Genomic DNA, 20,963 nt, shown 5'->3' on the forward strand with positions numbered 1-20,963 from the left:
GAGTCACTCATGAATATTCTTGTCACTGGCGCGGCCGGTTTTCTTGGACGACGCCTGATCGCAGCCTTGCTGCAGCGTGGCTCACTGACCGACCGTCACGGCCAACTGCAGCCCATCAGCCAAATCATCGCGTTCGACCGGGAACCCGTGCAGGGTCTCGATGACCCTCGGGTTCAGGTCAAAGGCGGAGATATCACCGATGAACAGGTACTGGCCAATTTGATCGACGCCGACACCGATAGCATCTTTCACCTGGCCGCCGTGGTCTCCAGCCAGGCGGAGAGTGACTTCGAGTTGGGGATGCGGGTCAACTTCAGTGCCACCCAAAACCTGTTGGAACGGGCACGCCAGTTGGGCACCTGCCCGAAGTGGGTGATGACCAGCTCCGTCGCGGTCTTCGGTGGCCAGCTACCGGATACCGTCGGCGATGATCAGGTTTGGGCTCCACAGAGCTCCTATGGCACCCAGAAAGCCATGAATGACCTGCTACTCGCGGACTACAGCCGACGAGGCTTCGTCGATGGCCGAAGCTTGCGCATGCCGACCATCGTCGTGCGTCCGGGCAAACCGAACCTTGCCGCGTCCAGCTTTGCCAGCGGTATCATCCGTGAACCGCTCCACGGCCAGCCTAGTGTCTGCCCGGTAGCCTTGAATACCCGACTGTGGTTGATGTCTCCGGCTCAGGCCATTGCCAATCTGATTCACGGCCATGAACTCACTGGGGCGCGCTTGAGCCAAGGCCCGGTCATCAATATGCCTGGCCTTTCACTGACAGTGGAACAGATGATCAGTGCACTACGAGAGGTGGCGGGAGACGAGGCGGCCCAGCGTATTGAGCTACGCCCGGATGCCAACATCGAGCGTATCGTCGGCTCCTGGCCGGGCGCGTTCAGCGCGTCTTACGCCCGGGAACTGGGCTTCACGGCGGATGAGGACTTTGCCAGTGTGATCCGTCAGTTCATGCAGGACTACCTGCCGCACTCAATGCAATAACGCCATGGATGGCCCCCATGGCCAGGGGGCCATCGCCCTTGCCAGATATCAGACACGTACCCCTGATAAACCTGCCAGCGTTACCAGCTATAGCTCAGGTTCAGTTGCCCACCATACCCGTACTGCCCGGCACTGCCTTCATGGCCAAACACATGACTGGAAACCTCTAACTCTCGACTGGCGCGAATGTTCACCCCCAGCTTCAACTCCAAGGCATCACGCGATGGCTGTGCACTCAATGTTGTCGAGCCCATTTGCACCGAAGGGGTGCCCTCGGTATGCAGCCAGTTGGTTTCGACAAAGGGGCGGATCGCCAAGTCTGCCAAATCTTGCCAGGCCTTCGGGTAGAACCGCACTCCAGTACTGGAACTCCAGGCATCGGCATCCGTACTGCGCATGCCAGTGCTTTGCAGCTGCGCATTCTTGGCGGCATAGCGGCTATAGATCAGTTGCGCACGAGGTTCGAAAACCCACTCACTCAAGCTGGAGCCCGTGGCGAACGGCAAGAATCCATAGCCCGATTCGATCGATGCCGACCACAAGGTCGAATCATAGCTGGCAGACCCCAGTTCACTGCTGATCTGGTTGGTATAACGACCGTACTGCAACCAGGTATCGACATAGGCACCAAGCCGGCTGACATCATCAGCGTAAAACGTGCCGTACCCCCCCACCGAATACCCTGAAACCTTGCCATGCGCTCGAGAGTGAACGGCAGTATCGGTGTCTCGGCGTATCAAGGCCGAGGTCGAGTCGATCCGCGCATCGCCATAACCCGCCATCAGCCCGGCATAGAACGCGCCCTCCATGCCCAGAGGCCTGCGTAGCAAAGCCCCGCCCAACTGCACCATGTCGCTACTGGAATCGATATCGACCTTGCCTTCAGCCATGCGCAAACCATTGTCATGACGCCCCTGGACACGTAGCCAAAGCCCCGAGTCCTGGCCATCGGCAGCAAGGCTACGCTTGGTTGCACGGTCCTGCAGGCTATGGCTGAACATCGTCCTGGTGGCCATCTGATTGCCAACATGAGCGCCACTTTCCGGCGCAACTTGACGAACCGAGCCGGGCGGGGAAATCAGATACCAGTCCTGAGCCAAGCCTGCGTTCCCCCCCTGAGCCAGGCTGTACTCATAGCCATTGATCGACAGACTGTCCGCACTCGCACGATAACCACTGGAGCCGCTGTCCAGATAGAAGGCATCAGCGGTGCTGGTGCCCCCGTTGATCGTCTGAACTAGGCGAATCCCTTCCTCAGTCAGCCCGCCTACACCTCCGGCATTGAGCACGCGCACGGCAGTTTTGCCACTTGCCGCGCCACCGTCGATGATCATTCGATCGGTGGGGGAGTTGTCGTCACCCAGTTGAGTGTTGACCACCAGCGTGCCGCCCCCAAGATAGTCGTTAACCGTCAAGGTCTTGAAACCATTGCCCGGCGCTGCGACGAACGCCAGGGTGCCACTGTTGCTCAGGGTGCCCAATGTCGAATCGTTGCGCACATTCCACTGGCTGCTAGCGTCAAGCAGCAAGCTATTGACCCGCCCACCCTCATCGGAATACACCGCGCCGTTCAGCACCGAGCCGGCTCTAAGACTCAGATCCACTCTGCCGCTCTGGGCAAAAACGTCGCCAGTCAGCGATGAACCACTGGCCTCCACACTGACTTGCCCAGTGTCGATAAGAACGTTGTTTAAAGATCCTTGGCCAGTCTGCAGAACAACTCCCTGTGCCTCCTGCCCGGCACTACGCGCCACAAGGTCTGAGTCAATCAGGGTAAATCGGTGATTGCCGCCGCTGACCAGCAGAGCCGCCGCGTTCTGGGTACTGACATGGCTGTCGGTCAATGACAGGGTATTGCTTGCCGTTCCGCTGGTGACATAACTCCATATACCAGACCCAGCATCTCCGTGAGTGGTCAGCCGGGAGCTCTCCAGGCTCGCCATTGCGCCATTGCCCAACACAAGACCTGATGCACCACTCCCGTGAGTGGTAACCCAGGACTGGTCTAGACGCAGCTCGGACCCAGAGAGTAGCGACAACGCACCGATGGATCCGGCGCCGAATGTTTCGATGCCGACACGGCTCGCATGAATACTGGCGTTATCGAACTGACTCACCAGGTACAAGCCATATGAATTAACGCCATGGGTGGTGATGCTGCCGTTCGTCAGCGTTGCCTGCCCGGCGCGATTGTCCAGTCCGCGAGCGTTGTCAGTCCCCTGATTATCAATACTGAATCGATCGGCAATCAACTTCGACCCGGGCATGAACATGAATATTCCACCCGCTTTGGAGCTGGAGGTAATGATGCTGACGTTGTTCAACGTCGCACTGGCATTGTCGCCATTGAGGTTGAGTCCATAGCCGTTGCTGGAGATCAACGTTGCATCGCGGATATCGGCAGTCGACCCGATACCGTCATAGTCATATCCCAGATACACCGCATCATCATGGCCAGTGAGGCTGCCACCCAGCATGGAGAACGACCCACCTCCAACCCGCGCGCCAAAGCTACTGGCAGATACTCCATGGCTATTGATAAAGGCCAGTGTCGAACCCGCCCCCCTGACATACAGACCCTCGGCGGAAGCACCTGTGGCATTGATCGCGACCGCCTCCAGCGTCATGGAGGCGCCACCCACCACCGACGCACCATCCGCGTTATTGCCGTTGGTGGAGATCGTCAGGTTGCTGGCGGTCAGGACTGACCCCGCGTCCGAGGCGTCCACCCCATAACCATAGGACCCTGTAGTGCTGATGCTGCCGCCATCAAGTGTGATGCGGCCACCAAGATGTGCGTACGCACCAAACGAACTCAGGGAGACGAGCGAAGTGCCGGAAGCATTGATCACACTATCGGCACCTACAGCTTCTAGCGCATAGGTGCGATAGCTGAGCACCTGACTGTCGGCCAAGTTCACACGTCCGCCCTTGCTGGCCTTGACCCCTGCGGTAAAAGATCCGACTGGCGAACCGGCACTGACGGTGATCCCTTCAGCACTCAGGCTATTACCCTTGATCGAAACGTCGATGGCCGCGCCCGGGCCGTCATAGGTCACGGAGTCGCCCGGAGACAGGTTCATCGAACTGCTGCCAGTGGGATCGGAGATATCGACCTGGCCATAGTCACTGGCCAGCCCCAAACCTGACAAAGGCATTGTAAATATGCCCAACAGCGTCAAGCGGAAAAATCGCTGCATACCCCCTCCCTGCGGTACTACAGCCGCCACCTCCTAAGAAAACCTCGGCAATTAACAGTCAGCGACATTAGGAAGGGCGGCGAGAATGATGATCGACATTGATCACCGCCATAATCCAAGTCATCCGAGACCTTTGTAATGAGAGGATTCTTAAATAATCATCGCGGCTATAAATCACAGAGAAACGCGATTTTAGAGAGGAAGACACAGGCACATGCGTTGCCAGCCCATCGCGCATGGCAGCGACAAAAGCTCATCAATGACAGCAGCCTCAGGCCAACGACGTGCCCCTCAGCCCAAGAAAGCGTGATAACTCTTCACGCTTGGCCAGGGCATCACTACGCCCCAACTCAATCAGCTCACTGCAGTAAGCCGCTTCGAACAACAGGTAGCTCAAGACCCCCGCACCGCTGGTCCGGGTCGCTCCCGGCCCACGCAGGAACAACCGCAGCGCCGCCGGCAACTCCTGCCGATGCCGTGCGGCGATCTCATCGATCGGCTGGCTCGGGGCAATCACCAGCACTTCCACCGGCGCGATAGCCAGGCCGCGATCAGCAGTACTGCCAGGTAACAACCGACTGAAGTGATTGAGTCGCTCCAGCAACTCGATATCGCCTTCCAGGCTGTCAATGAAGGTGCTGTTGAGCATATGCCCACCGATCTGCGCCAGAGTCGGCTGCTGCCCGGTGTAGGTTCGTTGCATGGTGTTGTCCGGGTCGTTGCCCCGCGGGTTGCCGCTGACCCCAACCACCAGCACCCGGCTGGCCCCGAGGTGCAAAGCCGGGCTGATGGGCGCCGACTGGCGTACCGCACCGTCGCCGAAATACTCCTGATCAAGCTTCACCGGTGCGAACAACAGCGGGATCGCCGAACTGGCAAGCAAGTGATCGACCGTCAGATGAGTGGGAATACCGATCCGCCGATGGCGCAGCCAGGGATCGATCACTCCGCCGCCTTGATAGAACGTCACTGCCTGGCCGGACTCATAGCCGAAGGCCGTCACCGCCACCGCGTGCAACTGTCCCTGGGAGATGGCTTGGTTGATTCCCGAAAGATGCATGTGCTGGTTGAGCAACTCCCGCAGTGGCGAGTTGTTGATCAGCGCCACCGGTACCTGGGCGCCCAGGCCCAACAAGCTGTGGCCAACAAAACGGCTGGCCTGACGAATCACTCCAGGCCAATCACTGCGCATCACCTGATCGCTGCGCAAGCTACGCCAGAATGCCGTAAGACGCTGGATCGCCATCGAAAAATCTGTGGCGCCACTGGCCAGGCTCACGGCATTGATAGCCCCGGCGGACGTGCCGACGATCACCGGAAACGGATTGCGTACACCCGGCCCCAACAGCTCGGCAATCGCCTCCAGCACACCTACCTGGTAGGCCGCCCGGGCACCACCGCCGGAAAGAATCAACCCTGTAACCGGTTCCGCCGCACTCATCAATTCACTCCATCCATGGCGCACAAGGGCCGGTAGTCAATGCCAGGGAGTCAGCCGCGCTTCTTGTAGAGCTTGGGCTCGCCCGGCGGCCGGCTTTTGAAGCGTCGGTGGGCCCAGAGGTATTGCTCGGGACAGGCGCGTAACGCGCTCTCAACCCATTGATTGATTCGCAGGCAATCCTCTTCTTCAGTGGCTCCAGGGAAATCCGCCAATGGCGCATGGATCACCATACGGTAGCCACTGCCGTCGGCCAGGCGTTCCTGGGTGAAGGGCACCACCAAGGCCTTGCCCAAACGAGCGAACTTACTGGTGGCGGTGACAGTAGCCGCCTGGATGCCGAACAGCGGCACGAACACACTTTGCTTGGCGCCGTAGTCCTGATCCGGCGCGTACCAGATCGCTCGACCGGAGCGCAGCAGTTTGAGCATGCCACGTACGTCCTCGCGCTCCACGGCCAGGGAGTCAAGGTTGTGTCGCTCACGGCCACGGCGCTGGATGAAATCAAACAGCGGGTTCTTGTGTTCGCGGTACATGCCATCAATGGTGTGTAGCTGCCCCAGCAATGCCGCACCGATTTCCAGGGTAGTGAAGTGCAGGGCCATGAGAATCACCCCACGACCTTCACGCTGCGCCTGCTTGAGGTGCTCCAATCCTTCGACATGGGCCAGGCGCGCCAGGCGCGACCTGGACCACCACCAGCTCATGGCCATCTCGAAGAAGGCAATCCCGGTAGAGGCGAAGTTTTCCTTGAGCAAGCGCTTGCGCTCCTCGGGGGACTTTTCCGGGAAACACAGCTCCAGGTTACGCTTGGCAATTCGCCGCCGCTCACCGGCGACCCGGTACATCAGCGCCCCCAGGGCACGACCGATTTGCAGGAGCACAGGATAAGGCAGCTGGACGATCAGCCATAACACGCCAAGCCCCAGCCACAGCGGCCAGAAACGTGGAAACAAGAATGCAGCTCGAAAACGCGGGCGATCCATTACAGATTCCGGACAGACAACAAGGTCGCGCATTCTACATCGGTTCGACCTGGCTTGCGGCCCGCGGGCGTTCTCGCTATAAGTCTCGGCACTTTTAGTGACAAGCCGCCTTCTGCAGACCATGAGCCAAACCGAATCGCTAGACCAAGATCCTGTGTTCCAGTTAAAGGGCAGCATGCTCGCCATCACGGTGCTGGAACTGGCCCGCAACGACCTCGAAGGCCTCGATCGCCAATTGGCCGCGAAGGTCGCCCAAGCGCCGAACTTCTTCAGCAACGCACCGTTGGTCCTGGCGCTGGACAAGTTGCCCGCCTCTGAAGGCTCGGTGGATTTGCCCGGACTGATGCGTGTTTGCCGCCAACACGGCCTGCGCACCTTGGCAATCCGCGCCAGCCGCATCGAAGACATCGCTGCGGCAATTGCCGTCGACCTGCCGGTGCTACCGCCTTCCGGCGCCCGGGAACGGCCGCTCGAGCCACCGGAAAGCGAGGTCAAGAAGGTCCCGGAAAAGCCGCCGGAGCCGACCGTCAAGCCAACCCGTATCATTACTTCGCCAGTACGCGGCGGACAACAGATCTATGCCCAGGGTGGCGATCTGGTAGTAGTGTCCTCGGTCAGCCCAGGCGCGGAACTTCTCGCCGATGGCAATATCCATGTATACGGCCCAATGCGTGGTCGAGCCCTGGCCGGTGTCAAAGGCGACACCAAGGCACGGATTTTCTGTCAGCAATTGAGCGCTGAACTTGTGTCCATTGCCGGTCAGTACAAGGTTTCCGAAGACTTGCGACGCGACCCATTGTGGGGCTCGGGAGTCCAGGTCAGCCTGTCGGGTGACGTGTTGAACATCACACGTCTTTAACGGATACTGCCGCATTTTCCAAGCATCTCTAAAACGTAGCGAATACGGCTCAAACGAAGTAGGAAATTGGCAATCTGCAGTGTTTATCGACGATAAACCCTGCCGCTGACCGAACTCCAGCCAAGGCTGTCCGACTGCAGTAGTTTTCAAGAGATGTTTTTCAGGGGCTAAAAGTCCTTTTTCCTTAGGGGTGAAACACCTTGGCCAAGATTCTCGTGGTTACATCCGGCAAGGGTGGTGTGGGTAAAACCACCACCAGCGCCGCTATCGGTACCGGCCTCGCTCTGCGCGGCCACAAAACAGTGATCGTCGACTTCGACGTCGGCCTGCGTAACCTCGACCTGATCATGGGCTGCGAGCGTCGCGTGGTGTATGACTTCGTCAATGTGGTGAACGGCGAAGCCAACCTGCAACAAGCCCTGATCAAAGACAAGCGCCTGGAAAACCTCTACGTACTCGCCGCCAGCCAGACCCGCGACAAAGACGCGCTGACTCTGGAAGGCGTGGAAAAAGTCCTGATGGAACTCAAGGAAACCTTCGAGTTCGTGGTCTGCGACTCCCCTGCCAGTATCGAGAAAGGCGCACACCTGGCCATGTACTTCGCTGACGAAGCGATCGTCGTGACCAACCCTGAAGTTTCCTCGGTCCGCGACTCCGACCGTATGCTGGGTCTTTTGGCCAGCAAATCCCGGCGCGCCGAAAAAGGCGAAGACGCGATCAAGGAACACCTGCTGCTGACTCGTTACAACCCGGAGCGCGTTAGCAACGGTGAAATGCTTGGTGTTGAAGACGTCAAAGAAATTCTCGCAGTGACCCTGCTGGGCGTCATCCCGGAATCCCAGGCGGTGCTCAAGGCCTCCAACCAGGGTGTACCGGTGATTCTCGACGACCAGAGCGATGCAGGCCAGGCCTACAGCGATGCGGTCGACCGCCTGCTGGGCAAAACCGTGGAACACCGGTTCCTTGATGTCGAGAAGAAGGGATTCTTCGAGCGTCTGTTTGGAGGTAGATAATGAATCTTTTTGACTTCTTTCGTGCTAACAAAAAGGTCAGCACCGCGTCGGTAGCGAAAGAGCGTCTACAGATCATCGTGGCGCATGAACGCGGCCAGCGCAGCACCCCTGATTACTTGCCAGCCTTGCAGAAGGAACTGGTGGAAGTGATCCGCAAGTACGTCAATATCGGGTCCGACGACGTGCACGTCGCCTTGGAAAACCAAGGCAGCTGCTCGATCCTGGAACTCAATATCACCCTGCCTGATCGCTGATTGATCCGACGGGAGCCACGGCGGCTCGCTGACCTCATGCACGGCATGGGGTCGGCGAGCCGCCGTTGGCGTTTGTTACGAGGCTGTTTTAATGCCGTTGTCGAATATTCACATCCTGCATCAGGACACCGCCGTCCTGGTGGTGAACAAACCCACCCTGCTGCTTTCCGTCCCCGGTCGTGCCGACGACAACAAGGACTGCCTGATCACTCGCCTGCAGGAAAACGGTTACCCCGAGGCCCGCATTGTCCACCGTTTGGACTGGGAGACCTCCGGAATCATTCTCCTGGCCCGTGATGCGGATAGCCATCGTGAGTTGTCCCGACAATTTCATGACCGTGAAACCGAAAAGGCCTACACCGCGTTGTGCTGGGGCCAGCCGGAACTGGACAGTGGCAGCATCGATCTGCCGCTGCGTTACGACCCGCCGACCAAGCCGCGGCACGTGGTGGACCACGAGTTCGGCAAGCATGCGCTGACCTTCTGGCGGGTATTGGAACGCTATGACGATTGGTGCCGAGTCGAACTGACGCCGATCACTGGCCGCTCCCATCAGCTACGGGTACACATGCTCTCCATCGGCCACCCGCTGCTGGGCGACGGTCTCTACGCCCACCCGCAAGCCCTGGCTGCCTGGCCACGGCTATGCCTGCACGCCAGCATGCTCAGCTTCACCCATCCGCAGACAAGTGAGCGCCTGCGCTTCGAGTGCCCGGCCCCGTTCTGACAAAGCTCGTTGCAGGAGCCGGCTATCGGCTCCTGCAGGGCACTCCTGCACAGCCACTTTTCCAGCCAATACGTTAAACTCGCGCCACTGCTGTCTGGAGCTACTTATGCGCGAAGAGTTGAACCAAGGCCTGATCGACTTCCTCAAGGCCTCCCCTACCCCTTTCCATGCCACTACCAGCCTTGTTCAACGCCTGGAGGCGGCAGGTTACCAGCGACTCGACGAGCGCGAGCCCTGGGCCATCGAAGCCAACGGCCGCTATTACGTCACCCGTAACGACTCCTCGATCGTCGCCTTCAAAATGGGTCGGCACTCTCCGTTGCAAGGTGGCATCCGCCTGGTAGGCGCTCATACCGACAGCCCTTGCCTGCGGGTCAAACCTCAGCCGGAACTGCAGCGCCAGGGCTTCTGGCAATTGGGTGTCGAAGTCTATGGCGGCGCGCTGCTGGCCCCCTGGTTTGACCGCGACCTGTCCCTGGCCGGCCGCGTGACCTTCCGCCGCGACGGCAAGGTGGAAAGCCAGCTGATCGACTTCAAGGCTCCCATCGCGATCATTCCCAATCTGGCCATTCACCTCAACCGTGAAGCCAACCAGGGCTGGGCGATCAACCCGCAGAACGAACTGCCGCCGATCCTTGCCCAGTTCGCCGGTGATGAGCGGGTGGACTTTCGTGCCGTACTGACCGACCAGCTGGCCCGCGAACATGGCCTGAACGCCGATGTGGTACTGGACTACGAGCTGAGTTTCTACGACACCCAGAGCGCAGCGGTGGTTGGTCTGCACGGGGACTTCATTGCCGGCGCGCGCCTGGACAACCTGCTGTCCTGCTACGCCGGGCTGCAGGCCCTGTTGACAGCCGATAGCGAAGAAACCTGCGTACTGGTGTGCAACGACCATGAAGAAGTAGGCTCCTGCTCGGCCTGCGGCGCCGACGGCCCAATGCTCGAACAGACCTTGCGCCGCCTGTTGCCTGAAGGCGACGAATTTGTCCGGACCATTCAGAAGTCGCTGCTGATTTCCGCCGACAACGCCCACGGCGTACACCCCAACTACGCCGACAAGCACGATGCCAACCACGGCCCGAAACTCAACGCCGGCCCGGTGATCAAGGTCAACAGCAACCAGCGGTACGCCACCAACAGCGAAACGGCCGGTTTCTTCCGTCACCTGTGCATGGCCGAAGAAGTCCCGGTGCAGAGTTTCGTGGTACGCAGCGACATGGGTTGCGGCTCGACCATTGGCCCGATCACCGCCAGCCACCTGGGAGTGCGTACCGTGGACATCGGCCTGCCGACCTTTGCCATGCACTCGATCCGCGAACTCTGTGGCAGCCATGACCTGGCCCACCTGGTGAAAGTGCTGAGCGCGTTCTACGCCAGCCACGAATTGCCCTGAGCTGCAGCGACACAGACCCTGGCGGGTGCGCCTGCCAGTTTCTGATGCACATCAACCCGGGTCGTGGCAAAGCGACCTAGACTTATGAGTACTCCTTCTGACAAGGCCGTCGTCATGATCTCGATGTCTTCGTTTCATTCCATGCTCATCCCGATCCTTACGGGCATGCTCCTCCTGGCCATCGGCTTCAATTTCCGGGACAAGAACCTCGGTGTGTTCAGTATGTGGGTCGGCATGCTGCTGATTCTGGGCACCGTGGTTTACAAGATCCTCGCCAAACTCGCGGAATAAATGCAGCGCTCACCCTCGCATTGAATTTGGCGGCCTCGTACACTCGGCCGATCCATCTTTCTCCGAGGTTGACCGCCCAGTGTTCGCTCGTCTTTTCGCCCTGCCCTGCTATGTGCTTGTCTGCCTGCTGACCCTGTTGCCCATGAACAGTGCCCAGGCCGTCGGGTTGCCGGGGTTGTTGGGCAATCAGAGCAAAGCCCAGCCTCAGGCTGAAGAGCCTCTGGGGCAATCACTGGACGAAGTGATCAAGTCCCTGGAAAACGACCAGCAACGGGCCAAGTTGCTGGCCGACCTGAAAAAGCTGCGCGACGCCACGAAAAAAGCCCAGCCAGATGCCGAAGAAGGCGTACTCGGCCTGATTGGCGGCACCCTGTCGAATCTCGAGAAACAGTTCTCCGGGGCCGACAGCCCTGTCACGCGCTGGTCCAACGAATTCGATCAGGCCAAGGGCGAACTCGCGGCGCTGATGCTGCCGGCCAGCGAGTGGCTACCGATAATCTTTGCCTTTGCCTTGATCCTCATGGTCTGGAGCCTGCTGGCGGCAGCGCTGATCTGGCTCAGCCACCGAGTACGCCTGCGCTTTGGCCTGACCGAAGACCTGCCCCAGCACCCCAAGACCTGGGACCTGCTGCGGTTTGCCCTGCGCAAGCTCGGCCCCTGGTTGATTGCCCTGCTGATCACCGTCTACCTGACCTATTCCCTGCCGTCCTCCCTGGGCAAGCAACTGGCCATGGTGCTGGCCTACGCCCTGGTGGTCGGCACCTGTTTCTCGGCGATCTGCGTGGTCGCGTTCTCCGTGCTCGATGGCCCCAACCGGCACCGGGCGCTTTACATTCTGCGCCGCCAGGCCTTCCGTCCCTTATGGTGGATCGGCAGCTTCGCGGCCTTTGGCGAAGCGCTAGGCGACCCACGACTGGTGGCCAGCCTCGGCCCGCACCTGGCCCACACCGCCGCAACCTTCGCCAATGTCATGGCGGCGCTGTCCACTGGCGTGTTCATCTTGCGTTTCCGTCGGCCGATCGCCCACCTGATCCGCAACCAGCCACTGTCACGGCGCCTGACTCGCCGGGCCTTGAGCGACACCATCGAAATCATCGGGACCTTCTGGTACCTGCCAGCTCTGGTGCTAGTGGGCATCTCGCTGTTCGCCACCTTTGTCTCCGCCGGCGACACCAGCACTGCCCTGCGCCAGTCACTGTTGTGTACGGTATTGCTGGTGCTGTGCATGGTGATCAACGGCCTGGTACGCCGCCACGCCCTCAAGCCCCTACGTGGGCACAAACGCCATGCCCTGTATTCAGAACGACTGAAAAGCTTCTTCTACACCCTCGCCCATTTGGCGGTCTGGTTGGCGTTCATCGAGCTTGGCCTGAGAGTCTGGGGCATGTCGCTGATCCGCTTTACCGAAGGCGACGGCCATGAAATCAGCGTCAAGCTGTTCAGCCTCGCCGGCACCCTGATCTTCGCCTGGCTGATCTGGATTCTCAGCGACACCGCGGTGCATCACGCCCTGACCCGCTCACGCAAGGGCCTGGCCAACGCCCGCGCACAGACCATGATGCCGCTGATCCGCAACGTGCTGTTCGTGGCGATTTTCATCATCGCCACCATCGTTGCCCTGGCCAACATGGGCATGAACGTCACACCGTTGCTGGCCGGTGCCGGTGTCATCGGCCTGGCCATCGGCTTCGGTGCCCAATCACTGGTAGCGGACCTGATCACTGGCCTGTTCATCATCATCGAGGACTCCCTGGCCATCGATGACTACGTGGATGTCGGCGGCCACCTCGGCACCGTCGAAGGCTTGACCATCCGCACCGTACGCCTGCGGGACATCGACGGCATCGTCCACACCATCCCGTTCAGCGAGATCAAGAGCATCAAGAACTACTCTCGGGAGTTCGGCTACGCGATCTTCCGCGTGGCGATCCCCTACAACATGGAGATCGACGATGCGATCAGGCTGATGCGCGATGTCGGCCAGAAGATGCGCACAGATCCTCTGCAACGGCGCAACATCTGGTCGCCACTGGAGATCCAGGGGGTCGAGAGTTTCGAGTCCGGCAGCGCCATCCTCCGCGCTCGCTTCAAGACGGCACCCATCAAGCAATGGGAAGTGTCCCGAGCTTTCAACCTGTCCCTCAAGCGCCATCTCGACGAGGCCGGGCTCGACCTCGCGACTCCACGCATGAGCATCCAGGTGATCACTGCCGGTGGCGGCGCGGAAAAGGAATGATCCAGTAAGGGCCGGCTAGCCGGCTTCTACACACGACTGTCTTGCTGCACATCGACGCTTACGTGAATCGCGTCATGGCGCCAGAACTCCAGGTCACAGTCGATCAGCCGTTCGTGCTGGTCATAGTTGACCCGGGCAATCCGCAGTCCGGGACTGCCCACCGACACCTTCAAGGCCGCCGCCGCTTCCGGCTGCAATGAGGTGGGCACGATTTCGAAGCGCACCCGTCCGTAATGCAGATCGTAATGCCGGGCATAGAGCTCGGTGATCGACTGGTTCAGGTCCAGATCGAGAATCTTCGGAAAATACTTGGGGTTCAGGTAGTGCTCGACGTACAGCACCAGCCGCTCATCGATACGCCGCGCGCGGCAGATCTGGATCACGCTGGACAGCGCTGGCAATTGCAGCCAGGCGCAGACCGCCGCTGATGCCGGTTGCAGGCGCGCGGAAATCACCTCTGTGGACGGCACCCGGCCCTGGGCGCTGACCATGGCGTGGAAGTGGCTACGCTGCATCAGGTTGTAGGCCAGGCGCGGCGGCGAGACAAACCAGCCACGGCGCTCCTCACGGTAGATCTGCCCTTGGGCCTCCAGCTGCAACAAGGCCTCGCGTACGGTGATGCGGGTGGTGTCGAACAGTTCGCTGAGCTTGCGCTCGGCCGGCAGCTTGCTGCCGGGCGCCAACAGGCCGTGGGCGATCTGCTCTTGCAGGACCTGGCCGATGGCTGTCACCGCTTTGGTTGCATCAATACGCATCAACGTTACCTATCTGGACTAGACCAGCACTGTTTCAGGGCAGCGCAGTGGCCGGGGCAGCGCTTTGCATCCGTGTCGAAAGCCTAGGCAATGCATATGACTGAGAGATGACAAAGGCGCTGAACGGGCCGGCCACGAACCTGCAAATTACCCGCCAGATCCTTGCACTGCGGGTGTTTGGCCATGGTCTACGCTTATTTCGCAGCCCCGGACCTGCGCCCGAATCCATGCGCCGATCGTTGGCGCCGACATCAAAGTGTCATCCAACCCGCCTAAATTGGCTCAGGTATTGCTGACCTAGACCAACCCACCGCAAGACTGTCGATAAAACGCAGCGTTGAACACGCCCAAAGGAGCTTCGGATGAAACAGCTTTTCCTGGCATCACTGTTAGGCTCGACCATTGCCATGTGCACCGCCGCCATGGCCGCTGATAACGATTTGAAAACCCTGGAAGCCGCTGCCAAAGCGGAAGGCGCCGTCAACAGCGTCGGCATGCCCGACGACTGGGCCAACTGGAAAGGTACCTGGGAAGACCTGGCCAAGACCTACGGCCTCAAGCACATCGACACCGACATGAGCTCGGCCCAGGAAATCGCCAAGTTCGCCGCGGAAAAAGACAATGCCAGCGCCGATATCGGCGATGTCGGCGCAGCCTTCGGCCCCATCGCAGTCAAGCAGGGCGTCGCCCAGCCCTATAAGCCAAGCACCTGGGCGCAGGTCCCGGACTGGGCCAAGGACAAGGATGGCAACTGGGCACTGGCCTACACCGGCACCATTGCCTTCATCATCAACAAGAAGCTGCTGCACGGTTCCGAAGCGCCGAAGAGCTGGGCCGACCTGGAAAAAGGCAAGTACAAGGTGTCTATCGGTGACGTGAGCACCGCCGCCCAGGCCGCCAACGGCGTACTGGCTGCTGCCATCGCCAAGGGCGGTGACGAAAAGAACATCCAGCCGGCACTGCTGATGTTCGCCGAGATCGCCAAGCAAGGTCGCCTGTCCCTCGCCAACCCGACCATCGCCACCATGGAAAAGGGTGAAGTAGAGGTCGGCGTAGTCTGGGACTTCAACGGCCTGAGCTACCGCAACAAGATGGTCAACAAAGACGACTACACAGTGCTGATTCCGTCCGACGGCTCGGTGATCTCCGGCTACACCACCATCATCAACAAGTACGCCAAGCACCCGAACGCTGCCAAGCTGACCCGTGAATACATCTTCAGCGATGCCGGCCAGATCAACCTCGCCCGCGGCAACGCTCGGCCAATCCGCGCCGAACACCTGACCCTGCCGACCGAAGTACAGGCCAACCTGCTGCCCAACGAGCAGTACAAGCATGTGACACCGATCAAGGATGCCGACGCCTGGGAAAAAACCTCCAAGGCCTTGCCGCAGAAGTGGCAGGAAGAAGTCATCATCAATATGCAGTAATGCTGCATCCCTGTAGGAGCCGGCTTGCCGGCGAATGGCTCAAAGGCGCTGCACAGACAAGCGCACACAAGCCACTCGCCGGCAAGCTGGCGCCTACACACCCGATCCCGGAGCCCTCCACCTCATGAAGCACAACGTCATCCTTGTGGTGCTCGATGGCCTCAACCACGAAGTCGCCCGACACGCCATGGGGCACTTGCAGGCCTACGTCGGCGCCGGCCGTGCTGCGTTATACAAGCTGCAATGCGAACTACCCGCGCTCTCGCGCCCGCTGTACGAATGCATCCTCACGGGCGTGCGTCCGATCGACAGCGGCATCGTGCACAACCAGGTCTCGCGCCTGTCCAACCAGCGCAGCCTCTTCCACTACGCCCGCGATGCCGGCCTGACCACTGCCGCCGCGGCCTACCACTGGGTCAGCGAGCTGTACAACCGTTCGCCCTTCAATGCCCCGCAAGACCGGCACACTGCCAACCCTGAATTGCCGATCCAGTACGGCCATTTCTACTGGAGCGATCACTACCCCGACTCCCACCTGTTCGCCGACGCCGAAGACCTGCGCCTGCGCCATCAGCCCAACCTGCTGCTGGTGCACCCGATGAACATCGACGACGCCGGACACAAGCATGGCCTGGACAGTTCGCAATATCGCAACAGCGCGCGCTCGGCGGACATCATCCTCGCCGACTACCTGCAAGGCTGGCTGGATGCCGGCTACCAGGTGCTGGTGACGGCCGACCACGGCATGAACAACGACCGTTCACACAACGGCCTGCTGGCCGAGGAGCGGGAAGTCCCGCTGTTCGTGTTCGGCAACGCCTTCAGCCTCGATCCCGCTGCCGCGCCGAAACAGACCGAACTGTGCGGCACCGTCTGCCAACTGCTGGGCGTGGCCCATGACAAACCTTTCTGCCGGGAGCTGTTGAAGTGAATTCAGTCACCCGCGGCAAATGGCTGGCGGCCTTGTGCCTGGTGCCCTTTGCCCTGTTCTTCATCGTGTTCCAGATCGCCCCGCTGGTGTGGGTACTGATCAACAGCCTGCAATCGGAGGAGTTCGGCTGGGGCCTGGCCAACTTCAGCAAGATCTTCAGTTCGAAGTTCTACCTGCAGGCCATCCAGTACAGCCTGGAGATCAGTTTCTGGTCCAGCGTGTTCGGCATCATCATCGCGGTGCTGGGCAGCTATTCCCTGCGCCGGGTGGATTCGCGCCTGCGCAACTTCGTCAATGCCTTCGCCAACATGACCAGCAACTTCGCCGGGGTGCCCCTGGCCTTTGCCTTCATCATCCTGCTGGGCTTCAACGGCACCATCACCATCATGCTCAAGCAGTCGGGGATCATTCAGGACTTCAACCTGTACTCCAAGACCGGGCTGATCATTCTCTACACCTACTTCCAGATCCCCCTGGGGGTGCTGCTGCTTTACCCGGCCTTCGATGCACTGCGCGAAGACTGGCGCGAATCCGCCGCACTGCTGGGGGCCAGCGGCTGGCAGTTCTGGCGGCACATCGGCCTGCCGGTGCTGACCCCGGCGCTGCTGGGCACCTTCGTGATCTTGCTGGCCAACGCCCTGGGTGCCTACGCCACGGTATATGCCCTGACCACCGGCAACTTCAACGTGCTGCCGATCCGCATCGCCGCCATGGTTTCCGGGGACATCTCCCTGGATCCGAACATGGCCAGCGCTCTGGCGGTGGTGCTGGTGGCGCTGATGACCCTAGTGACCATCGTCCATCAGTTGCTGCTGAAGAGGAGCTACCATGTCTCGCGCTGAACCCGGCTCCGCCGCCCTGTACCACCGATTCGTGGTCTACCTGCTGTTCGCTATTCTGTTGCTGCCGCTGCTGGGGACATTCGTCTACTCCATTGCCAGCAGCTGGTCGGCGACCATCCTGCCCAGCGGGTTCACCTTCAAGTGGTACCTGCAACTGTGGAGCGACCCGCGCTTTCTCAATGCCTTCGGCCAGTCGCTGCTGGTCTGCGTCGGAGCGCTGATCCTTTCCGTGGTGTTGATCCTGCCGCTGCTGTTTGTGGTGCACTACCACTTCCCCAAGCTCGACGCGCTGATGAACATCCTGATCCTGCTGCCTTTCGCGGTGCCGCCGGTGGTGTCCTCGGTGGGCCTGCTGCAGCTCTATGGTTCAGGTCCCTTCGCCATGGTCGGCACACCGTGGATCCTGATCGGTTGCTACTTCACCGTAGCGCTGCCGTTCATGTATCGGGCCATCACCAACAACCTCCAGGCGATCAATCTGCGAGACCTGATGGACGCCGCCCAACTGCTCGGTGCCAGTACCTGGCAAGCGGCGTTCCTGGTGGTGCTGCCGAACCTGCGCAAAGGCTTGATGGTGGCCTTGTTGCTGTCCTTCTCCTTCCTGTTCGGCGAGTTCGTGTTCGCCAACATCCTGGTGGGTACCCGCTATGAAACCCTGCAGGTGTACCTGAACAACATGCGCAACAGCAGCGGCCACTTCACCAGCGCCCTGGTGATTTCCTACTTCTTCTTTGTGCTGGTTCTGACCTGGGCCGCCAACATCTTGAACAAGGACAAAAGCCAATGAGCTTCGTCAGCGTCCAACACCTGCAAAAGCACTATGCGGGCACCCCGGTGTTCAGCGACATCAACTGCGAAATCCACAAAGGCGAGTTCGTCACCCTGCTCGGCCCTTCCGGTTGCGGCAAGTCCACCCTGCTGCGCTGCATCGCCGGGCTGACCCCGGTGGATAATGGCAAGATTCTCCTCGACGGCCAGGACATCGTGCCCCTGAGCCCGCAGAAACGCGGGATCGGCATGGTGTTCCAGAGCTACGCGCTGTTCCCCAACATGACCGTGGAGCAGAACGTTGCCTTCGGCCTGCGCATGCAGAAGGTCAACCCCGATGACAGCCACAAGCGGGGACTTGAAGTCCTGCAACTGGTGGAGCTCAACGACTTCGCCAGCCGTTATCCGCACCAACTCTCTGGTGGCCAATGCCAACGGGTGGCACTGGCCCGCTCCCTGGTAACCCGACCGCGCCTGTTGCTGCTGGACGAACCGCTGTCGGCCCTGGATGCACGGATTCGCAAGCACCTGCGTGAACAGATCCGCAATATCCAGCGGGAGCTGGGCCTGACGACCATCTTCGTCACCCATGATCAGGAGGAAGCCTTGACCATGTCCGACCGGATCTTCCTGATGAACCAGGGCAAGATCGTCCAGAGCGGTGATGCCGAAACCCTCTACACCGCACCGGTGGATGCCTTCGCCGCAGGTTTTATCGGCAACTACAACCTGCTGGACGCCGAAAGCGCCAGCAAACTGCTGCAGCGCCCGGTCAACAGCCGTATCGCCATTCGCCCGGAAGCTATCGAACTGCGCAAGGAAGGCCAACTCGACGCACTGATCCGCAGCCACAGCCTGCTGGGCAATGTAATCCGCTATCGGATCGAGGCACGCGGCGTGGAACTGGTGGTCGATGTCCTCAACCGCTCGGCCGATGACCTGCATGCCGACGGACAACGCCTGGCGCTTTCCATCGATCCGACGGCCCTGTGTGAGGTAGCCTGATGCCTTTCATGCGATTGAACTTGAAGAGAGAGCTGCACTGATGGCCCTGGCAATTTTTGATCTGGACGAAACCCTGATTCACGGCGACTGCGCGACGCTCTGGAGCGAGCAGATGGCCCGCATGGGCTGGGTCGACAGAGAGTCATTCATGCGTCGCAACTACGAACTGATGGACGCCTACAGTCACGGCAAGCTGGCCATGGAAGAGTTCATGGCCTTCAGCCTGGAACCCATGGCCGGGCGTACCCCGGAAGAAGTGGCGCACTTGGTGGAGCCCTGGGTTGAAGACGTGATCGAACCGCTCATCTTCAGCGACGCCTGCAAGGCCATTGCCGCCCACCGCAAGGCCGGCGACCGGATCCTGGTAATCTCGGCCTCTGGTACTCACCTGGTGAAACCGATTGCCGCGCGCCTGGGCATCGATGAGGTGCTGGGGATCGAGCTGGAAGTACTGCACGGCGTGTACAGCGGCCATACCGTCGGCACCCTGACCTACCGTGAAGGCAAGATCACCCGTTTGCTGGAGTGGCTGGACGCTGAAGAAGAGAACCTGGAAGGGGCGACCTTCTACTCTGACTCCCGTAACGACCTGCCATTGCTGCTGCGGGTGGATTACCCGCAGGTGGTGAATCCGGACCCGGTGCTGCGTGAACACGCAGAGAAGGCCGGTTGGCCGATCCACCACTGGAAATAATGCAACACCGTCCCGTTGCTTATTGCCAAAGCAGCTTAGTGTAGGAGCTGGGCCGGCAAAGAGGTCTTTCGACCCAACAACAGCTTCGTGAGCAAGCCGGCCATGAGGATCAGCTGAGGCTGGGGTCGATCACCAGCACCAGCTTGCCCGAAACCTGATTGGTCGCCAGCTCGGCAAAGGCCGCTTCAGCGTCCTGGATCGGGAAGGTCTTGGCCAGTTGCGGACTCAGCCGCCCTTCGCTAAACAGCGGCCAAACGTTCTGTCCAAGGTCGCTCAATAGATCGGCCTTGAACTGTTCGTCGCGGCTGCGCAGGGTCGAACCCAGTAATTGGATGCGTTTGGCCAACACCAAGGCCAAGTCCAATTGCGCTTCACGCCCGCCCATCAGACCGATCAGTACCCAGCGCCCATCGAGGGCCAGCAACTTGAGGTTGTTGACGGCGTAGTTGGCCCCTACCGGGTCGAGAATCACATCAAAAGGCCCAAAGTCGCGCAGCGCCTCAAGACCCTCGGTACGCACCACACCGCCTTGAGCGCCGAGGCTTTCACAATAGACCAGACGATCGGCCGAACCGACGCTGACCCAGCACGGGTTGCCAAATGCCTTGCACAGCTGGATAGCCGCCGAACCGACGCCGCTGGCCCCCGCGTGCAACAGTACCTTCTCTCCCGGCTTGAGCGCTGCCAGCTGGAACAGGTTCAGCCAGGCCGTGCTGTATACCTCGGGCAGGGCCGCGGCTTCCGCCAGGGACACGCCCTCTGGCACCGGCAGCACATGGCGTGCATCCACCACCACCTCTTCGGCCATGCCACCGCCTGCCAGCAGCGCGCACACCCGATCACCGATCTGCCAGGACGAGCCCGGGCCGACCTCGCTGATCACCCCGGAACACTCCAATCCCAGCACTCGGCTGGCCCCGGGAGGCGGAGGGTAGAGCCCTGCACGCTGCAGCAGATCGGCCCGATTCAGGCCCGCCGCCGCCACGCGAATGCGAACTTGGCCGACATCACAAGCAGGGCTTGGCTCTTCAACCCACTCCACATGACCTTCAACGCCTTGCAATGCTTTCACAGTGCCTCCATAGTGAGTCTGGACTGAGCCCGGAGCGGTAGCACCGGGCTTTTTGCATTATGCGACCGGCCCT

The 20,963-nt window shown here is 60.4% G+C and carries 19 protein-coding genes; 14 read left to right on the forward strand and 5 right to left on the reverse strand.

Annotated elements, in window-relative coordinates:
• The first annotated feature begins 9 nt into the window (after window positions 1–9).
• On the forward strand, window positions 10–993 hold the full coding sequence (gene denD, locus GV818_RS07150) for a D-erythronate dehydrogenase (protein ID WP_161755892.1): 984 nt from the start codon (window positions 10–12) through the stop codon (window positions 991–993).
• Window positions 994–1,073: 80 nt separating this feature from the next.
• On the opposite strand, the gene GV818_RS07155 is transcribed toward denD, so the two are convergent.
• The 3 genes from GV818_RS07155 to GV818_RS07165 form a co-directional block, all read right to left on the reverse strand.
• Window positions 1,074–4,193, reverse strand: a complete 3,120-nt coding sequence (locus GV818_RS07155) for an autotransporter outer membrane beta-barrel domain-containing protein (protein WP_256679436.1) — start codon at window positions 4,191–4,193, stop codon at window positions 1,074–1,076.
• 271 nt (window positions 4,194–4,464) lie between these two features.
• A complete protein-coding gene (locus GV818_RS07160) occupies window positions 4,465–5,634 on the reverse strand; it encodes a patatin-like phospholipase family protein (protein WP_161776196.1) in 1,170 nt (389 codons plus the stop codon).
• Between the two features lie 50 nt (window positions 5,635–5,684).
• The gene (locus GV818_RS07165; protein ID WP_161755894.1) at window positions 5,685–6,617 is read right to left on the reverse strand and encodes a lipid A biosynthesis lauroyl acyltransferase; all 933 of its coding nucleotides are present in this window, start codon (window positions 6,615–6,617) and stop codon (window positions 5,685–5,687) included.
• Window positions 6,618–6,738: 121 nt separating this feature from the next.
• On the opposite strand from GV818_RS07165, the gene minC reads away from it, so the two are divergent.
• The 7 genes from minC to GV818_RS07200 all read left to right on the forward strand — a co-directional run bounded on the left by minC (window position 6,739) and on the right by GV818_RS07200 (window position 13,393).
• Window positions 6,739–7,476 carry a septum site-determining protein MinC gene (gene minC, locus GV818_RS07170; RefSeq protein ID WP_161755895.1) on the forward strand — a complete coding sequence of 246 codons (738 nt, stop codon included), beginning with the start codon at window positions 6,739–6,741 and terminating at the stop codon, window positions 7,474–7,476.
• Between the two features lie 200 nt (window positions 7,477–7,676).
• Window positions 7,677–8,489 (forward strand): septum site-determining protein MinD, encoded by an 813-nt coding sequence (gene minD / locus GV818_RS07175; protein WP_161776197.1) that lies wholly within the window; start codon window positions 7,677–7,679, stop codon window positions 8,487–8,489.
• Window positions 8,489–8,743: a cell division topological specificity factor MinE gene (minE, locus tag GV818_RS07180; RefSeq protein ID WP_019693048.1), complete on the forward strand. Its 255-nt coding sequence runs from the start codon at window positions 8,489–8,491 to the stop codon at window positions 8,741–8,743. Before minD ends, minE begins: the two co-directional genes overlap by 1 nt.
• A gap of 91 nt (window positions 8,744–8,834) precedes the next feature.
• Window positions 8,835–9,470: an RluA family pseudouridine synthase gene (locus GV818_RS07185; protein ID WP_161755896.1), complete on the forward strand. Its 636-nt coding sequence runs from the start codon at window positions 8,835–8,837 to the stop codon at window positions 9,468–9,470.
• Window positions 9,471–9,576: 106 nt separating this feature from the next.
• A complete protein-coding gene (locus tag GV818_RS07190) occupies window positions 9,577–10,866 on the forward strand; it encodes a M18 family aminopeptidase (RefSeq protein ID WP_161776198.1) in 1,290 nt (429 codons plus the stop codon).
• 84 nt (window positions 10,867–10,950) lie between these two features.
• Window positions 10,951–11,157 carry a hypothetical protein gene (locus tag GV818_RS07195; protein ID WP_161755898.1) on the forward strand — a complete coding sequence of 69 codons (207 nt, stop codon included), beginning with the start codon at window positions 10,951–10,953 and terminating at the stop codon, window positions 11,155–11,157.
• A gap of 79 nt (window positions 11,158–11,236) precedes the next feature.
• The gene (locus GV818_RS07200; RefSeq protein ID WP_161776199.1) at window positions 11,237–13,393 is read left to right on the forward strand and encodes a mechanosensitive ion channel family protein; all 2,157 of its coding nucleotides are present in this window, start codon (window positions 11,237–11,239) and stop codon (window positions 13,391–13,393) included.
• A 26-nt stretch (window positions 13,394–13,419) separates the two neighbouring features.
• Here GV818_RS07200 and GV818_RS07205 read toward each other — a convergent pair whose 3' ends face one another.
• Window positions 13,420–14,148: a UTRA domain-containing protein gene (locus GV818_RS07205; RefSeq protein ID WP_161755900.1), complete on the reverse strand. Its 729-nt coding sequence runs from the start codon at window positions 14,146–14,148 to the stop codon at window positions 13,420–13,422.
• A 362-nt stretch (window positions 14,149–14,510) separates the two neighbouring features.
• Here GV818_RS07205 and GV818_RS07210 point away from each other — a divergent pair, with 362 nt between their 5' ends.
• The 6 genes from GV818_RS07210 (at window position 14,511) to GV818_RS07235 (ending at window position 19,818) form a co-directional block, all read left to right on the forward strand.
• Complete coding sequence (locus GV818_RS07210) at window positions 14,511–15,578, forward strand: ABC transporter substrate-binding protein (RefSeq protein ID WP_161776201.1); 1,068 nt, start codon at window positions 14,511–14,513, stop codon at window positions 15,576–15,578.
• A 124-nt stretch (window positions 15,579–15,702) separates the two neighbouring features.
• Window positions 15,703–16,509, forward strand: a complete 807-nt coding sequence (locus GV818_RS07215; protein ID WP_161776203.1) for an alkaline phosphatase family protein — start codon at window positions 15,703–15,705, stop codon at window positions 16,507–16,509.
• Complete coding sequence (locus GV818_RS07220) at window positions 16,506–17,351, forward strand: ABC transporter permease (protein WP_161776204.1); 846 nt, start codon at window positions 16,506–16,508, stop codon at window positions 17,349–17,351. Before GV818_RS07215 ends, GV818_RS07220 begins: the two co-directional genes overlap by 4 nt.
• Window positions 17,338–18,138, forward strand: coding sequence for an ABC transporter permease (locus GV818_RS07225; protein WP_161755904.1), 801 nt, complete (start codon window positions 17,338–17,340; stop codon window positions 18,136–18,138). The genes GV818_RS07220 and GV818_RS07225 overlap by 14 nt, the downstream gene beginning before the upstream one ends.
• The gene (locus GV818_RS07230) at window positions 18,135–19,124 is read left to right on the forward strand and encodes an ABC transporter ATP-binding protein (protein ID WP_161755905.1); all 990 of its coding nucleotides are present in this window, start codon (window positions 18,135–18,137) and stop codon (window positions 19,122–19,124) included. Before GV818_RS07225 ends, GV818_RS07230 begins: the two co-directional genes overlap by 4 nt.
• Before the next feature lie 40 nt (window positions 19,125–19,164).
• Window positions 19,165–19,818, forward strand: a complete 654-nt coding sequence (locus tag GV818_RS07235; RefSeq protein ID WP_161776205.1) for an HAD family hydrolase — start codon at window positions 19,165–19,167, stop codon at window positions 19,816–19,818.
• Window positions 19,819–19,927: 109 nt separating this feature from the next.
• Here GV818_RS07235 and GV818_RS07240 read toward each other — a convergent pair whose 3' ends face one another.
• Window positions 19,928–20,890 carry a zinc-binding dehydrogenase gene (locus tag GV818_RS07240; RefSeq protein WP_161755907.1) on the reverse strand — a complete coding sequence of 321 codons (963 nt, stop codon included), beginning with the start codon at window positions 20,888–20,890 and terminating at the stop codon, window positions 19,928–19,930.
• Window positions 20,891–20,963 lie beyond the last annotated feature (73 nt).

The sequence above is a fragment of the Pseudomonas sp. Fl4BN1 genome (genome assembly GCF_009908285.1).
Taxonomy (GTDB): domain Bacteria; phylum Pseudomonadota; class Gammaproteobacteria; order Pseudomonadales; family Pseudomonadaceae; genus Aquipseudomonas.

What these genes read in the sequence shown, in the direction of transcription:
- denD (WP_161755892.1), top strand. Translation starts at nt 10, where the DNA reads ATGAATATTCTTGTCACTGGCGCGGCCGGTTTTCTTGGACGACGCCTG.
- GV818_RS07155 (WP_256679436.1), bottom strand. Translation starts at nt 4,193, where the DNA reads ATGCAGCGATTTTTCCGCTTGACGCTGTTGGGCATATTTACAATGCCT.
- GV818_RS07160 (WP_161776196.1), bottom strand. Translation starts at nt 5,634, where the DNA reads ATGAGTGCGGCGGAACCGGTTACAGGGTTGATTCTTTCCGGCGGTGGT.
- GV818_RS07165 (WP_161755894.1), bottom strand. Translation starts at nt 6,617, where the DNA reads ATGGATCGCCCGCGTTTTCGAGCTGCATTCTTGTTTCCACGTTTCTGG.
- minC (WP_161755895.1), top strand. Translation starts at nt 6,739, where the DNA reads ATGAGCCAAACCGAATCGCTAGACCAAGATCCTGTGTTCCAGTTAAAG.
- minE (WP_019693048.1), top strand. Translation starts at nt 8,489, where the DNA reads ATGAATCTTTTTGACTTCTTTCGTGCTAACAAAAAGGTCAGCACCGCG.
- GV818_RS07185 (WP_161755896.1), top strand. Translation starts at nt 8,835, where the DNA reads ATGCCGTTGTCGAATATTCACATCCTGCATCAGGACACCGCCGTCCTG.
- GV818_RS07190 (WP_161776198.1), top strand. Translation starts at nt 9,577, where the DNA reads ATGCGCGAAGAGTTGAACCAAGGCCTGATCGACTTCCTCAAGGCCTCC.
- GV818_RS07195 (WP_161755898.1), top strand. Translation starts at nt 10,951, where the DNA reads ATGAGTACTCCTTCTGACAAGGCCGTCGTCATGATCTCGATGTCTTCG.
- GV818_RS07205 (WP_161755900.1), bottom strand. Translation starts at nt 14,148, where the DNA reads ATGCGTATTGATGCAACCAAAGCGGTGACAGCCATCGGCCAGGTCCTG.
- GV818_RS07210 (WP_161776201.1), top strand. Translation starts at nt 14,511, where the DNA reads ATGAAACAGCTTTTCCTGGCATCACTGTTAGGCTCGACCATTGCCATG.
- GV818_RS07215 (WP_161776203.1), top strand. Translation starts at nt 15,703, where the DNA reads ATGAAGCACAACGTCATCCTTGTGGTGCTCGATGGCCTCAACCACGAA.
- GV818_RS07225 (WP_161755904.1), top strand. Translation starts at nt 17,338, where the DNA reads ATGTCTCGCGCTGAACCCGGCTCCGCCGCCCTGTACCACCGATTCGTG.
- GV818_RS07230 (WP_161755905.1), top strand. Translation starts at nt 18,135, where the DNA reads ATGAGCTTCGTCAGCGTCCAACACCTGCAAAAGCACTATGCGGGCACC.
- GV818_RS07235 (WP_161776205.1), top strand. Translation starts at nt 19,165, where the DNA reads ATGGCCCTGGCAATTTTTGATCTGGACGAAACCCTGATTCACGGCGAC.